The organism is Mesorhizobium sp. M0491 (assembly GCF_040321265.1).
Taxonomy (GTDB): domain Bacteria; phylum Pseudomonadota; class Alphaproteobacteria; order Rhizobiales; family Rhizobiaceae; genus Mesorhizobium.
Map to the genome: position 1 here is coordinate 388,740 of NZ_JAMYRE010000001.1, position 15,384 is coordinate 404,123.

General features: G+C 64.1%; 9 protein-coding genes. 3 read left to right on the forward strand and 6 right to left on the reverse strand.

The features are described from left to right. Positions 1-3: 3 nt before the first annotated feature. Positions 4-738: a 4Fe-4S dicluster domain-containing protein gene (locus NKI69_RS01785; protein ID WP_023811364.1), complete on the reverse strand. Its 735-nt coding sequence runs from the start codon at positions 736-738 to the stop codon at positions 4-6. Then, entirely contained in the window at positions 735-3,665 is a 2,931-nt protein-coding gene (locus NKI69_RS01790; RefSeq protein WP_031213297.1) for a molybdopterin oxidoreductase family protein, read from the reverse strand. The genes NKI69_RS01785 and NKI69_RS01790 overlap by 4 nt, the downstream gene beginning before the upstream one ends. 278 nt (positions 3,666-3,943) lie before the next feature. Between NKI69_RS01790 and NKI69_RS01795 the strand changes: the two genes are divergently transcribed. Next, positions 3,944-4,837, forward strand: a complete 894-nt coding sequence (locus tag NKI69_RS01795) for a LysR substrate-binding domain-containing protein (protein ID WP_023811362.1) — start codon at positions 3,944-3,946, stop codon at positions 4,835-4,837. An 11-nt stretch (positions 4,838-4,848) separates the two neighbouring features. Here the strand turns inward: NKI69_RS01795 and NKI69_RS01800 are convergent, their stop codons facing one another. The 4 genes from NKI69_RS01800 to NKI69_RS01815 form a co-directional block, all read right to left on the reverse strand. Then, entirely contained in the window at positions 4,849-6,105 is a 1,257-nt protein-coding gene (locus NKI69_RS01800; RefSeq protein ID WP_023811361.1) for an Hsp70 family protein, read from the reverse strand. A gap of 271 nt (positions 6,106-6,376) precedes the next feature. Beyond that, a complete protein-coding gene (locus NKI69_RS01805) occupies positions 6,377-7,168 on the reverse strand; it encodes a TIGR02186 family protein (protein ID WP_352719726.1) in 792 nt (263 codons plus the stop codon). Continuing rightward, complete coding sequence (locus NKI69_RS01810) at positions 7,168-8,091, reverse strand: sulfite exporter TauE/SafE family protein (RefSeq protein ID WP_023811359.1); 924 nt, start codon at positions 8,089-8,091, stop codon at positions 7,168-7,170. Before NKI69_RS01810 ends, NKI69_RS01805 begins: the two co-directional genes overlap by 1 nt. A gap of 192 nt (positions 8,092-8,283) precedes the next feature. Next, complete coding sequence (locus NKI69_RS01815) at positions 8,284-12,327, reverse strand: peptidoglycan-binding protein (RefSeq protein ID WP_352719728.1); 4,044 nt, start codon at positions 12,325-12,327, stop codon at positions 8,284-8,286. A gap of 454 nt (positions 12,328-12,781) precedes the next feature. Here NKI69_RS01815 and NKI69_RS01820 point away from each other — a divergent pair, with 454 nt between their 5' ends. Beyond that, a complete protein-coding gene (locus NKI69_RS01820; protein ID WP_013533661.1) occupies positions 12,782-13,240 on the forward strand; it encodes a MerR family transcriptional regulator in 459 nt (152 codons plus the stop codon). A 306-nt stretch (positions 13,241-13,546) separates the two neighbouring features. Then, positions 13,547-15,358, forward strand: a complete 1,812-nt coding sequence (locus tag NKI69_RS01825; RefSeq protein ID WP_352719730.1) for an acyl-CoA dehydrogenase — start codon at positions 13,547-13,549, stop codon at positions 15,356-15,358. Positions 15,359-15,384 lie beyond the last annotated feature (26 nt).

Here is a 15,384-nt window from a genome sequence, read left to right on the forward strand (position 1 = left end):
GGGTCAGTTCGAAAGCATGCGGTCGACCCAGCCGAGGAAACCGCCTTCGGCCCGCACCGGTTCGAGGGCGGGCGCGGCCACCGAGGCGGCGCGCGTGGTGTGGGCGCGCGGCGGCAAATATTTGTTGGTCGGGCGATAGCCGAGCTCAGGCATCAGGTCGACGCCGCCACGCTCCGCCACCAGTTGCGAAACCGCCGACAGGGGATCGCCGAGATCGCCGAAATGGCGGGCACTGGTCGGGCAAGCGGCGACGCAGGCCGGCACGCGGTCCTCTTCGGCCAGATTGTCATTGTAGATGCGGTCGACGCACAGCGTGCACTTCTTCATCACCCCGACATCAGTATCGAATTCGCGCGCGCCATACGGGCAGGCCCAACTGCACAATTTGCAGCCGATGCATTTGTCCTCGTCGATCAGCACGATGCCGTCCGAGGCCCGCTTGTAGGACGCGCCGGTCGGGCAGACGGTGACGCAGGCCGGCGTCTCGCAATGCAGGCAGGAGCGCGGAAAATTGACGGTGCGCCCGCCCATCTCGGTCGTGTGCTCGTAAGCGTGCACGCGGTTGAACCAGACGCCGTCGACATGGCCGCCATAAGGGTCGATGTCGGTCAGCGGTGCCATGTGGCCGCCGGTGTTCCATTCCTTGCAGGCGGTGACACAGGCCTGGCAGCCGACGCAGGTATCGAGGTCGATCACAAGGCCGAGTTTCTTGCCGCTTTGGCTTGGCAGACAGGTCATTCGGTCGCCTCTCTTGCCCGGCGGAATTCAGCGCCGAAAGTCAGTCTGTCGGGTGAGGGTTCGAAATGCGGTGGCTGCTGGAAACGCTCGAATTGCGGCTCGGTGAAGCCGGCTTCTTCGGCCGCGCATTTGACGATGCGCACGCGTAAATCGAACCATGCCGCCTGGCCGGTCACAGGATCGGAGTTCGAATAGCGTTTGCCCTGAGCGTCAGCCGAGGTCTGGTCGCCGATGATATGGTTGAGCAGGAAGCCGCGGTTGCTCTCGGCCGCGTCGTCCTTCAGCCCCCAGCTGCCGCGCCTTTTGCCGATGGCGTTCCAGGTCCAGACCGTGCTTTCGTTGACCCCGTCGATCAGCTTGATCTGCCCCTTCACCCTGCCGTTGATGCTTTCGATCCACACCCAGTCGTCATCGACAAGGCCAAGGCCGGCTGCCGTCCGGTGATGCACGAACAGCCGGTTCTGGCTGGTGATCTGCCGCAGCCACGCATTCTGCGAGCCCCAGGAATGGTACATGTGCATCGGCCGCTGCGTCAGGGCATGCAGCGGATATTTTTCGAGATCGACGGCCGCTTCCTCGAAGGGCATGTGCCAGAAGGGCAGCGGGTCCATGTAGGTCTCGATGCGCTGGCGATCGCCCTTTGGTGGCAAGACAGAGCCATGCCCACGCGCGGCGAGCCTGAAGCGCTGCAGCGGCTCGGAATAGAGCTGGAAAACGATCGGTTCGGCTTTCGGGATAAAACCCATCTGCACCGCGAAATCGAGATAGGAGCGGTTGGCCATCTTGTAGTAGCGCTGGTCATCCGCGAAATCGTGGTGCCAGAAGCCGCCATTGTCGATGTAGCGCTGCAACTGGTCGGGATTGGCCTCGCCCCTGCCGGTCGAGGTCCCGTCCTTGCCGCGCCAGCCGGCGAGCGGGCCGATGCCTGATGTGCGCTCATGGTTGACGATGTAGTCGGCGTAGTCGGCATACTTGGCCGAGCCGTCGCCGTTGATGAAACCGGGCAGGCCGAGCCGGGCGCCAAGTTCGATCAGCACCGACTGGAACGGCCGGACGTCGCGGTCAGGCTCGACGACGGGATGGCGGATGGCGTCGCCCGGTCCATCGGCATGGCTGATCGGCCGGTCGAGCAGGCTGATGCAGTCGTGGCGCTCGAGATAGGTGGTGTCGGGCAGCACGAGGTCGGCGAACGGCACGGTCTCGGAATAATAGGCATCGGAATAGATGATGAAGGGGATCTTGTAGTTGCCCGCTTCGTCGCTGTCGGTCAGCATGGCAATGGTCTCGACGGTGTTCATCGAGGAATTCCACGCCATGTTCGACATGTACATCATCAGCGTGTCGATCTTGTAGGGATCGCCGGCCCAGGCATTGCGGATAACCGTGTGCATCAGGCCGTGCGCGGCCAGCGGCGCGTCCCAGGAATAAGCCTTGTCGATACGAAGCGGTGTGCCGGCCTCATCAACCAGCAAATCGTCCGGCCCACAGACGAAACCGAGTGGCATGCCGTCAAGCGGCGTCATCGGCTTGACGGTCTTGCCGGCTGGCTTGGGACCGGGCGGAGCGGAGCGGGGGTAGGGCGGCTTGAAACGGAAACCGCCGGGAACATCCACCGTGCCCAGCAACACCTGGAGGAGATGGATGGCGCGGCAGGTGTGAAAGCCGTTCGAATGGGCCGAGATGCCGCGCATGGCGTGCATCGAGACAGGCCGCCCCTTGATCGTCTCGTGCCGGCGCCCGGCCCAATCGGTCCAGGCGATCGGCAGTTCGATCGTCTGTTCGAAGGCGACATGCGCAAGTTCGGCGGCGATCCTGCGGATCGTATCGGCGGCAATGCCGCAGCGCTCGGCGACCGCGTCCGGCGCATAGCTCTCATCGAGGTAGCGGTCGGCGATGAGCTGGAACACCGGGACGCAGTGGCGCCCGCCGATCGTGAAGCTGCCCGTCAGTGCCGGCTTCGCACTGGCATCGGTGGCGCCGACAGGCGTCTTCGCAACCCTGTCCCACGCCAGGGGATTTCCGTCGGCGTCGCGCACGAACAGCCCGTCATCGGCGGCACCCGGCTCCTGCATGACGAGAACATGGGCATTGGTGTAGCGCAGCAGATAATCGAGATCGACGCGGCCCGCCTTGAGCAATTCGTGGATGAGGGCGAACACGAACAGCCCATCGGTGCCGGGCCGAACGCCGATCCAGTCGTCTGCAATGGCATTGTAGCCGGTGCGGCACGGATTGATCGAGACGACCTTGGCGCCGCGCGCCTTGAGTTTGCCGAGGCCGATCTTGATCGGGTTGGAATCATGGTCTTCGGCGACCCCGAACAGCATGAAATACCGGGTGTTGTCCCAGTCGGGCTCGCCGAACTCCCAGAACGAACCGCCGATCGTGTAGAGGCCGCCCGCCGCCATGTTGACCGAGCAGAAGCCGCCATGGGCGGCAAAGTTCGGCGTGCCGAACTGGCTCGCCCACCAGCCGGTCAAGGATTGGGATTGATCGCGGCCGGTGAAGAAGGCGAGTTTCCTGGGGTCGGTCCGGCGGATGGCCGAGAGCCGTTCAGTGGCGATCGAAAACGCCTCCTCCCACTCGATCTCGCGGAACTCCCCCGAGCCGCGCGGCCCGCTGCGCAGCAAGGGCTTCTTGAGCCTAGCCGGGCTGTAGTGCTGCATGATGCCGGAGCTGCCCTTGCCGCAGATCACGCCGCGATTGACCGGGTGGTCCTTGTTGCCGTTGATGTAGCGGACCTTGCCATCCTTGATGTGCACATCGATGCCGCAGCGGCAGGCGCACATGTAGCAGGTCGTCTTGGCGATGCTGTCGGAAACATCAGGCGAGGTGTCGACGCCGTCGCCTTCATCGGGCGCGCGCGTGTCGGCAAGCGGGCGTTGCGATGGTGCCGAATTCGCGCCGCGCGGCGGTCCCTGCATCATGATCCGGTGGCGCCTGTACGACCCATGGACTTGGCCCGCGTCTTCGGTCCGGGGCCGCGCATGTAATGCTCTTCCGGGTGGTAGCGATCGCCGGCCAGCCGCCGTCTTATGCCGCGGGTCCAATGCGCAAGCAGGGATCTGAACCGCCCGACCATTCTGCTCTCTGCGATCTCTCGGCGAATTTTTTCTAACTTCGTTCGAAAACTTAGAATAAAGCTATCGATCTGTCTAATCAGTTGTTCTTGTAAATTCGATCGATATTGGTTCTTAATGCAGACATGACCCTGGACCAGTTGCGGATTTTCGTCGCCGTCGCCGAGCGCGGCCATATGACCAAGGCGGCGGAACTGCTGGGCATTTCGCAGTCGGCCGCATCGGCCGCCATCCGGGCGCTTGAAGAACAGCACGGCGTCCATCTGTTCAACCGCGTCGGCCGCAACATCGAGCTTGCCCAGACCGGCCACCGGTTCCTGCCGGAGGCCAAGGCCGTGCTCGAGCGGGCCGCCGCCGCGCGCAATGTGCTGGAGCATGTCTCACAGACCGTCACCGGCAGCCTCTCGATCGCCGCCAGCCAGACCATCGCCAGCTACTGGCTGCCGCGCCGGCTGGCTTCCTTCCACGAAGCCTATCCGGCCGTCAGGCTGAGCGTCTCCATCGGCAACACCAGGCAGGTCGAGGCCAATGTCCTCGATGGCGCGGCCGATCTCGGCCTGGTCGAAGGCCGGACCGAGTCCGACATACTGCGCCGCACCAAGGTCGACGTCGACAGGCTGATGCTGGTGGTTGCCAGCGCGCATCCGGAGATCCCCGAAGTCGCGCCCGGCCGCCCTGACATCAAGGGCCTGCGCTGGATCATCCGCGAGGGTGGTTCGGGTACGCGCGAGGTGCTGGAGGATCTGGCGCGCCACGAAGGGATTTCGCTCGCCGACCTCCAGATATTCCTGGTGCTGCCGAGTAATGAGGCTATCCGCCAGGCGGTCGAGGCAGGAGCCGGCGCCACCATCATTTCGGAGCTTGTCGTGGCCCGCGCCGTGGCCGAAGGCAGTCTGAGATCGGTGCCGCTCGAACTGCCGAAACGCGACTTCGCCATGATCACTCATCGCGATCGCCAGGCAAGCCTGGCCCAGATGGCGCTCAAGGCGCATCTGGGTACGTCAGCAGACCATGGGTGAGGCAGGCCGGATCAGCCGAACTTCCGCTGGGCGTCCAGCGCCAGGCCAAGTCCGACTGAGCCGAACATGTCGCCCTCGATGACGGACGCCTGCGGCACCAGCGACAGGATTTCTCGCCTTGCCAGCGGGATCGCGGTCGATCCGCCGGTCAGGAACACCGCGGTGATATCGGATGGCTTCACCTCAGCGTCCCGGATGGTCTGCGCCACCGTCGCCGTGATCCGCTCGATGTCCCGGGCAATCGTGGCATCCAGCCCGTTGCGCGTGATTTCGGCGGCGAACTCCGCACCCGGCAGCTTCACCGCGACATCTGCGGACGATCTGTCGGTCAGCTGTATCTTGGCCTTCTCGACAAGAGCCGCCAGCGCATGTCCGTAGCGGTGCTCGACGATGTGGATGAAGCGGTCGACCAGGTCGGCGCGCTCGGCCTCGTAACGGATCTGGCGCAGATGCGTCATCGCCCTGGCGGTGTAGACCAGGTTGATGCGCTGCCATGTCGCGAGGTCGATGAAATAGCTTGCCGGCAGATTGCGCTTGCCGTCCTTGGTTGGCGTCAAATAGCCGAGCTGCGGCATCACATGGGCGATGCTCAGCTGCCGATCGAAATCCGTGCCGCCGATATGGACGCCGCGGCTGGCCAGGATGTCGTCCTTGCGGTCGAGCGACCGGGAGCGCTGCGGCGAGACGCGCACGATCGAGAAGTCCGACGTGCCGCCGCCCATATCGATGATCAGCGCCAGTTCCTCGCGCGTCACCTTCTGCTCGTAGTCGAGCGCCGCCGCGATCGGCTCGAACTGGAAAGCGATGTGCTTGAAGCCCTGGGCACGCGCGGCGTTCTCGAGTTCGCTTTGCGCCTTCGCGTCGGCCTCGGCATCGTCATCGACGAATTGCACCGGCCGGCCAAGCACGACGGTCTCGACCGTATCGCCGGCATCTGCTTCCAGCCTCTTCTTGAGATGGCCGAGGAACATGCCGACGATCTCCATGAAGCCGATCGACCGCGATTTGATGCGGGTCTTTTCATGGGCCAGCGAACTGCCGAGCACGCTCTTCAGAGAGCGCATCAGCCGGCCTTCGATGCTGTCGGTGTAGTTGGCGATGGCGTGGCGGCCGAAGCAGGTGCGGTTGTCCTCGAAGTTGAAGAACACGGCACTGGGCAGCGTGACCTGGCCGTCCTCAAGCACGACGAGGCGCGGCTGCCCGTTGCGGACCACGCCAACGGTGGAGTTCGAAGTCCCGAAGTCGATGCCGCCGAAGGCTGGTCGCATGACAAGTTCCTGTATTTGTCGTCGGCGAGCCAAGAGGCGCCATGAGAAATCGCGCGCTGTCCGGGGACGGGCTGCTCTGCCGAACCGAATTGTTTGTGTCTGCCATTTGGCTGGGGAGCGCGGTCTACCGCATGCCTCGGCAAAGGGAAACCACTTTTCGGGAAAAGTTCTGAAGTGCGTCGCGTTTGAGCGGATTCACGCGACGCACTTCAGGTCTTTGGTTCGATGCATGTCGTCTCCCAAAACCGGGGCCACTTTTGGGCGACATGCATTAATCCCGCCGGAAGATCAGCCTTCCGAGCCAGCCGGTCAGCATGGCCAGCGATATCGCGAAGACGCCATAGAGGAAGGAGTAATTGTGCGCGACACGGAAGATCGACTGCTCGAAACCGGATTTGCGGATTTCGAGCTGGGCCGAGCTTTCCTTGATGAACAGGCCGCTCTTGAACAGGAACGCGCGGGCTTTATGGGTTCCAACTGGCACATTCGGTGCCAGCCTGACGGTGGCGCGGAAAAGGTTCTGCGACAAAAATTGCACGCCGCCGACATTCTCGCTGTAGAGGCCGGTCGCCGACTTGCGCTCCCGCAGTGCCGCCGTGAACTCCTCGATCGTCGCCGGGCTGTCGCCGGCATCGGCGGGCTGCATGTAGAGATTGGAGGCGCCGAGCGACAGCTGCTTGTAGCTGTTGGGTTCGGTGATGTCCTGCAGCGGCCGCGTCGTCGCCACCGAATAGGAGACCGGCACGTTCTCGAAGGTCTCGGAGTCCAGATTGACCCAGACGCCGAGCACCCTGTCCTTGCGGCGCACCACCACCGGTTTGGGCGGACCTTCGAGCACGACGATGACGTCGTAGCGGCCCTGGCGCGCGACGAGTGGATCCGGGTTTTCCAGCGAACCGAAGATGGTCAGGTCAGCCCCGGAAAAGCCGGCGGTGATCGAGACGTTGTCGGTGGAGAGACCGATCTGGATGCCTTCGGTCAGCGGGACCTGTGCCTTCGCCGGCACGGCGGCCGCAAGCAGCGTCAGGAGAATGGCGGTTGCGAATGTGTTGCGAGCCTTCATCAGTTGAGGCCTGCGGCAGACAGCGAATAGAGGTTGGGCGGGGTGACGAAAAGATCGATCGCCAATCGTATCGCCACCGCCAGCACCAGCAGCGCCAGCAAGGCCCTGAGCTGCTCGCCGCGCAGCCTCTGGCCTGCCTTGGCGCCGTACTGCGCACCGGCAACGCCGCCCGCCATCAGCAGGAAGGCCAGCACGACATCGACCGTCTGGTTGGTGGTGGCGTGGACCAGCGTCGTATAGGCGGAGGTGAAGATGATCTGGAACAGCGAGGTGCCGATGACGACGTTGGTCGGCACTTTCAGCAGATAGATCAGTGCCGGCACCATGATGAAGCCGCCGCCGACGCCCATGATCGACGACAGGAAGCCGATGCCGGCGCCAAGGCCAAGTACGGGGATGACGCTGACGAACAGTTTTGACGCCCTGAACCGCATCTTCAGCGGCAAGCGGTGGATCCAGTTGTGCTGGCCGGATTTCTTCAGCACCGGCGCCGCACCGCTGCGCGTGGCGCGCAGCGCATTGACGCTTTCGACCAGCATCAGCCCGCCGACGGTGCCGAGCAGCACGACGTAGAGCAGCGAGATGAACAGGTCGAGCTGGCCGAGGCGGCGCAGGAAGGCGAAGACGTAGATGCCGCCGGTGGAGCCGACAATGCCGCCGGCCAGCAACACCCCGCCGAGCTTGAAATCGAGCGTACCCCGCTTCATGTGCGAAAGGACGCCGGAGACGGAGGAGGCGATGACCTGGTTGGCGCCGGTGGCGACAGCGATCGCCGGGGGTATGTTGTAGAAGATCAACAGCGGCGTGATGAGGAAGCCGCCGCCGACGCCGAACATGCCCGACAGGAAACCCACCGCCGCGCCCATGGCCAGCAGGACGAAGATATTGACGGAAATTTCCGCGATCGGGAGATAGATGCCCACCCGTCAGTCTCGATCAGTTCTGCCTGTCGGCGAATGCAACCGTTGCGGGCATCTTGGACCGACAAGCCAATTCGTTCTTGCGCCGGAGGTGCTGCGAAGTCAAACCACGCTACGCCGCCGAAACAAAAAACATCTCAATCAGTTAACAGGCGAATGTGTGGCAGAGGCGTCGTGGAAACGACGCCTCTGCCGTTATTTGCGCGCCAGCAGCGCCTTGACCAGTTTTTCATCGACTTCGCCGGTCGCCGGCATCTTGTTGTCGGTCTGGAAAGCCATGATCGCGGTCTTCGTCTTCTGGCCCATCTTGCCGTCGGCGCCGCCGGCGTCGTAGCCGTTCTTGTTGAGAATGCGCTGGATGTTCTGGACGGCTTTCTTCATGTCGATGCTGGCTGTCGTCTGCGGTGTGCCGTCCTGCCAGGATTCGGGAATGTCGGCCGAATTGGCCGCCGCATCCAGCGGCTTGGCCTTCCACAGTTCGGTCGCGGCGCGGGCGCGTTCGAGTTGCTCGGGCCGCAGCGCATTGGCGATCTCGTCACGCTTGGCCGCCGCATCCTTGTCGCCGGTCTTGGCGACGAGCGCGAACCATTTGTAGGATTCCTCGAGGTTCTGCTTCATGCCGACGCCCTTGGCGGCGAGGATGCCGAGGTTGAACTGGCTGTCCTTGACGCCGACGTCGGCCGCCGCCTGGAACCAGTGCGCGGCCGATTCATTGTCGGTCACGCCGTCTGCCGCCATGGCGAACAGGACGGCCAGATTGTGCATGCCGCTGGCGTTACCCTGTGCTGCGGCAAGCTGGTACCAGGTCTTCGCTTTCTTGATGTCGCGCGCGACGCCGATGCCCTTTTCGTAGAAATTTCCGATGCGGTATTCGGCCGGCGCGAAGCCGAGTTCCGCCGATTTCTCGTACCATTTGGCCGCTGCCGCCATGTCTTCCTTGACGCCGCGCGACTCGGCATAGCGCGAGCCGATTTCGAACAGCGCCTTGGCGTCGCCGCCGGCGGCGGCATCACGCAAGGCGGGCGGGCCGGCGTCAGCGGGAATGTCGAACTTTGCCGTCGTCGCCGGCGAAGCGTCCACCGGCGGAACCGCGCCCGTGGTGTCCTTGGCGATGGTCGGCTCTGCCGCCATAGGCTGGATGCCGGTGTCGGTATCGGCAGCTTCCGGGGCGACCGGAACGGTCGAGGGCGGCGCAGCCGGGGCTGTTGTCTCGGACACCGCTGGGTTCGCATCGGCCGATGTGGCCAAGGCGACGGGCGCCGGAACCGGCTCGGCGGTCGGCGCGGCACCCATCGACGGCTCGGCGCCTGACGGCGTGGCAATCATGCTTTGCGCGGCCATGTCGTCCTTGGTTGCCGGTGCGGACGGCTCGGCCTGTCTGACGGCATGGTCCGGCGCGCTTTCCACTGCCGCGGGCTGCGCGTCCGTCTTTGGCTGGCTCGCGGCATCGAGCGAGGCGGTCTGCACCGGCTGCGAGGCGACGATCGGCGCGACATCGTTGCTCGCCACCTGGGCCGGATCAGCGAAGAAGGCCTTGCCCAGTTGCAGAGCGCCCAGCGCCAGCAGGATCGCGGTTGTCCCCATCAGGATTGGCTTGCGCCGTGCCTTGAGCAGGTCGCCGATCCGCAGCGCCTTCACCGGTCCGGTCACCGTCGACTGGCGCTTCCGCGCACCGGCCGCGCCGGCCGCGGCCTGCGCCGCGCGCCGGGCCGCGGCGATGAAATCCGATTTGGCGGCATCGGTGTCGCTGGGCTTGGCCGGCTGGCCGCGCTCGTCACGCACGCGCTTCATGATGGCATTGAGGTCAGGTGCGCCGGAGCCGGGCTCCAGCGGCCGGTTGGCCATTTTCGGATCGAGCGGCTCGTCGAGATCGACGCTCGGGATCGGGGCACTCGGCGCCGAGCCGGCCAGTGGCGGCATGTCCGCCTCCTTCTTGCCCTTGAAGGCGCGAGCCAGGCCACCGAACAACGACTTGCGGCCGCCTGCCTGTTCGCCTTTCTCGGCGATCGTGTCCGAACCGAGCGCGGCCATGGCAGCCGCCGCCGCAGCCTCGGCCGGCGTGCGCGTGCCGATACCAATACCCAGGTCGCCACGCGTACCCAGGTCGCCACGCGCACTCGGCTCGTTGCGCAGGATGGCGGCGGCACGGCCATCGAGATCGGCCATGTCCCCGGTCAATGGCAGGGGCTGATCGATATCCATCGACGGCGCGTCGACAGCCATCTTGGGCCGCCGGGCGCCGCGCCAGTTGCTCGGCTCGGCCGGTGCCGCATCCAGCAATTCGCTCATCGCCTCGACCGGCTCGCCGGGTTCGAGCGAACCTAGCCGGTCGACGATCTTGAGCAACGTGTCGTGGATGGCCTCGAACGTTCTCGAATTGCGCTCGTCGGAGCGCCGCGTCAGCGTTTCAAGTGTCTTCAAATCCTGGGCGAGGCCGGAAACCGCGGTCGTATTGGCGCTCGAACCGGCCAGCGATTGCACTGCGTTCTCGGCCGCTTCGCGCGCCGCGCCAAGGATGGAATCGCGGGTTCCTGCGAGCGACTTTTCAATTTCGTTGAGACGCGGGCTGATGTCCTCGAATTCCGGCAGCGGGGTGCTGGGCTTGGAAAGATGAGCGGACAGGCCGGCAACCTGTGCTTCCAGGCTGCGGATCAGCGCCGGATCGATGCCGGCGACCTGTGCGGCCGACGCGTCCAGCCGGCTTGAAATGTCTTCGAGCCGGCTCTCCAGGCCGCGGATCGCGGCTTCGCCCGCGGGATCGGGCACACGCGTTTCCATACGCTTGGCGAGCGCCGTAAAGCGGGCATCGATGGCTTCCATGATGCCGGCGCTGTCGACCTGCGGCATGCGCTGGTCGAGCCTGTCGGCAACCTCGTCCAGTCTGCGCTCGAGATCGCGGAACAGCATGTTGCCCTGTTCGATGGCGTCACCCTGGCGGCGTTCCATCATGCTCGACAGCACGTCGAAGCGCTGCTCCAGCCCATGGAAGATGTAGTCGGCGTCAGGCATGGCGGGCGCCTGGTCGATCTTGTCGGCGATGAGTGCGATCTGCTTGGCCAGGCGCTCCATCGCCTGCTCGGGCAGATTGGCGCGACCGCCGAGCTCGTCGACCCGACCGGACAGCGTGCTCAGCCGGTCCATGACCGCGTTGCCTGGACGATCCTGCGCCACTTCCTCGATCTGGCTGGCAAGCGAGTCGATCCGCCTCTCGATGCGCTCGAAAGCCTCGTGGTCGAATGAATTGGCTTGCGCCGCGACCGTGGATGCGACGATGGCGCGGGAGATCTCGTCCAGCCGCTCGTCGATCATGCCAAGTGTGTCGCTGCCGCGATTGTCCTGCTGGCTGGCGAAATGGTCGACAGCGCCGGCAAGCGTGCGCACCTTCTCCTCCAGCGAGCGCAGCGACAACGATTCCGGCAAATTGTTGACGGCATTGCTGATCTGCTCCAGCCGGGCGGTCAGAGCGGACAGGCCCGGGTCGTCCGAGCGCTTGCGCTGGTCGGCGTCGACGCGGTCTTCGAACGCCGTCCAGCGGCGATCGAAATCGTCCCAGCGGCGGTCGACCTTCTGCACACTCTCTTCGCGTGCCAGCGTTTCGAGTGCGGCTTTGACCTGTTCAAGCTCGAGCCGCAGCATGTTGACGCTTCTGTCGTCGCTCTTCTCGGCCAGGGTCTGGATGGCGCCCGAAAGCCGCTCGAACTCAAGGCCGAGTTCAGCACTGCCCTTGGCCGAAGCACCGGGCCTTGCGCCTGACTGGAATGCCCGCTCGATGTCCTTGCGCAGCGCTTCGAATTCCCGCTGCAGACCTGCGGTCATCTGGTGGCGCAGTTCCTCGCGCATGCCGCGCAATTCGCCGGCGATCTTGCCGACCATGGCAACGCCATCCTCCTGGCCGCGCACGCGATCGATATCGCGGGCAATGGCCTGGTAATTCTGCTCGAAAGCGGCGGCTCCCTGCAGCGGGCTCTTCGGACGCGGCGCGGGCTGCGGGTCCTCATACCAGCGCTGCTGGCCAGAGGGCCGGGCGGCGGGATAGCGCGCGTCGGCACCATATTGGCGGGGATCGGGTTGGCGCAGATCTGGTTGGCGGGGATCGGGACGTGCCATCGGATCCTCGCGCGTCCGCTCCAGCCGCTGCTCCAGCGTCTCCAGCGACTGGTTCAACTGCTCGAGCGTGGTCTGCGGCCTGCGCTGCCTGCCGGCATTGAGTGTATCGAGATAGGACCGCTTGCTGTTCATCGGTGCGTCCGTCTTTCAGAATGGCTGGCTCGCGGCCAGTTCCCCCAGGTCCCTATCGGAACGAAGGCGACCGGCGGCGATGCCGCGGCGGAAGACGAGCTTCCCGGGCTCTCGCCCGCGCTCCGAAAAACCGTGAAAAATTCGATACAGGATAAACACGGGTAGCCGACGCGCCCACATTTCCCCCAACGTGGTAAACAACGCGTTAACCAAACTTAAGAAATTGAAAGGATGTCGGCTGCTGGCCTGACGGTGCGGCATAAAGGGCGGCGCGCAGAACGCCCTTGCGTCATCATGCGGCAATCGGTATAGAATTGACGTAAACGTAAAAGGCGCATTGAGCGCATGTTTGCGATTTGTTTGTTGAAACCACGACTGGAAGCAGGCCCCCGCTTCCAGTCAGGCGACGCACGGTCCGGGACCGCGACGCCACCAGACGGGGAAGCCAGTGACCATGAAGCTTATCTCGGCCGGCGAGACCGCGGCCAATACCAATATGTCTGCCGAAGCCGGCGAGGACCTCGTCCGCATCGGCGAGATGGCGAAGAAATATGGAGTGACGCTGCGCACGCTGCGTTTCTACGAAGACAAAGGCCTGCTCAACCCGCAGCGTGACGGGTCGACCCGTCTCTACACGCGCCGCGACAAGGCCCGCCTCAAGCTGATCCTGCTTGGCCGCAAGGTCGGGTTCTCGCTGCGTGACGTCAAGCAGATGATGGATCTCTACGATCCGACCGGTTCAAACACCAAGCAGCTCAAGCTCGCGCTGGACAAGTCGGAAAAGCAGCTTGCCCGCCTGCAGAAGCAAAGGGCGCTGATCGACGACGCCATCAACGAGCTGAGCGGCTCGATGTCGGCGGTGCGCCAGATGCTGAGCGAGCGTTCGGCGCCGCAGGCGAGCGCCGCCAGCTAAAGCAATTCCGTCAGGAGTTGCGCCAGACACCAAGTCGTCCGCTGATTGTCCGAGTTCTGTCGAGCCGCGTGGCCTGCCACGCGGCTTTCGTTGTCCTGGCCCACTCTTATGGCCTTTCGGCGCTGGCTTGCGCAACGTCGCGCCGCTACGCTCATTGCTCCAGTGGGCGGGGAATCTTGTCGCATCGAAAAAATTGACGTTTACGCAAACGTCAATTTTTGCTATCCCACTCCCAATATGGGTCCGCATGCCGCCCTGGCTTGTCTTCGGGGTATTCGGACCGGGTTTGCAGGGTGGAGAAAAAGCATGCCGACATACAGGGCTCCGGTACAGGATACGCTGTTCGTGCTCAACGAGGTTCTGGGTTACCAGCGTTATTCGACCCTTCCCGGATTTGCCGATGCCACGCCCGATGTACTCGAGGCGATCCTCGCCGAAGGCGCCAAGCTCGCCGAAAACGTCATGCATCCGCTGAACCGTGTCGGCGACATGGAAGGCTGTGTGCGTCACGACGATGGCTCGGTGACCACGCCGAAAGGCTTCAAGGAGGCCTTCGACCAGTATCGTGAGGGCGGCTGGATGGGATTGGCCGCACCCGTCGAGTTCGGCGGCCAGGGCCTGCCCTATGCCGTGCACACCGCTGTCGCCGAATATATGGTCTCGGCCAATATGTCCTTGATGATGTATCCGGGCCTGACGCAGGGTGCGATCGCCGCGATCATCACCCACGGCACCGACGAGCAGAAGGCGACATGGTTGCCGAGGATGATCGAGGGTGCCTGGACCGGCACCATGAACCTGACCGAGCCGCATTGCGGCACGGATCTCGGCCTGTTGCGCACCAAGGCGGTGCCGAACGGCGATGGCACCTATAAAATTTCAGGCCAGAAGATCTTCATCTCGGCCGGCGAACACGACATGTCGGACAACATCGTCCATCTGGTTCTGGCCCGCATCGAGGGCGCGCCGGAAGGCGTCAAGGGCATCTCGCTGTTCATCGTGCCGAAGCTCAAGCTCGACCCGTCGGGCAATCCGGGCACCAGGAACACCGTCTCCTGCGGCTCGATCGAGGAGAAGATGGGCATCCATGGCAATTCGACCTGCGTCATGAACTATGACGAGGCTGAGGGCACGCTGCTCGGCGAGGCCAATGGCGGCCTGAAGGCGATGTTCACGATGATGAACGAGGCGCGCCTTGGTGTGGGCCTGCAAGGGCTTTCGCTGTCGGAGATCGCCTACCAGAACGCTGTCGGCTACGCCAAGGACCGTTTGCAGGGCCGCTCATTGTCGGGGCCGAAGGCGCCGGACAAGAAGGCCGACCCGATCATCGTCCATCCCGACATCCGCCGCAGCCTGATGACCATGAAAGCCTTCAACGAGGCCGGCCGCGCGCTGGCGCTGTGGACGGCGATCAAGTCCGATATTGCCCACCGCTCCGGCGACGATAAGGACCGCCAGGCCGCCGACGATTACACCGGCCTGATGACACCGGTGGTCAAGGGCGTGCTCACGGACAAAGGGTTCGACCACGCCGTCATGGCGCAGCAGGTGTTCGGCGGTCACGGCTACATAGAAGAGCATGGCATGAGCCAGTTCGTGCGCGATGCCCGCATCGCCATGATCTATGAAGGCGCCAACGGCATCCAGGCGCTCGACCTCGTCGGCCGCAAGCTCGGCCTGAATGGCGGCCGCGCCGTGCAGGCCTTCTTCAAGGAGGTCGGTGAGTTCTGCGAGGAGAACCGCTCCGACGAGAAGATGGCGCCATTCACCAAGGCGCTGAAGAAAGGTCTCAACGATTTGCAGGCGGCGACCATGTGGCTGGTGCAGAACGGCATGGCCAAGCCCGACAATGCCGGTGCGGCCTCGACCGACTACATGCATCTCTTCGGCCTGGTTGCTCTGGGCTATATGTGGGCGCAGATGGCCAAGGTGGCACTTGGCAAGACTGACGCCAATGGCGCGCAATCCTCTTATGAAAACAACGTGGCTTTCTACGACAACAAGGTCGTGACGGGGCGCTTCTTCATGGAGCGGATCATGCCGGAGACGTCGGCGCATCTCGCCCGCATTTCGAGCGGCGCCGACACATTGATGGCACTGCCGGCGGAAGCGTTCTAAAGATGACCTGCGTCCCCCTCCCTCTC

Excerpts from the sequence above, each read along its gene's own strand:
- NKI69_RS01785 (WP_023811364.1), bottom strand. The coding sequence starts at position 738 with ATGACCTGTCTGCCAAGCCAAAGCGGCAAGAAACTCGGCCTTGTGATC.
- NKI69_RS01790 (WP_031213297.1), bottom strand. The coding sequence starts at position 3,665 with ATGATGCAGGGACCGCCGCGCGGCGCGAATTCGGCACCATCGCAACGC.
- NKI69_RS01795 (WP_023811362.1), top strand. The coding sequence starts at position 3,944 with ATGACCCTGGACCAGTTGCGGATTTTCGTCGCCGTCGCCGAGCGCGGC.
- NKI69_RS01800 (WP_023811361.1), bottom strand. The coding sequence starts at position 6,105 with ATGCGACCAGCCTTCGGCGGCATCGACTTCGGGACTTCGAACTCCACC.
- NKI69_RS01805 (WP_352719726.1), bottom strand. The coding sequence starts at position 7,168 with ATGAAGGCTCGCAACACATTCGCAACCGCCATTCTCCTGACGCTGCTT.
- NKI69_RS01815 (WP_352719728.1), bottom strand. The coding sequence starts at position 12,327 with ATGAACAGCAAGCGGTCCTATCTCGATACACTCAATGCCGGCAGGCAG.
- NKI69_RS01820 (WP_013533661.1), top strand. The coding sequence starts at position 12,782 with ATGAAGCTTATCTCGGCCGGCGAGACCGCGGCCAATACCAATATGTCT.
- NKI69_RS01825 (WP_352719730.1), top strand. The coding sequence starts at position 13,547 with ATGCCGACATACAGGGCTCCGGTACAGGATACGCTGTTCGTGCTCAAC.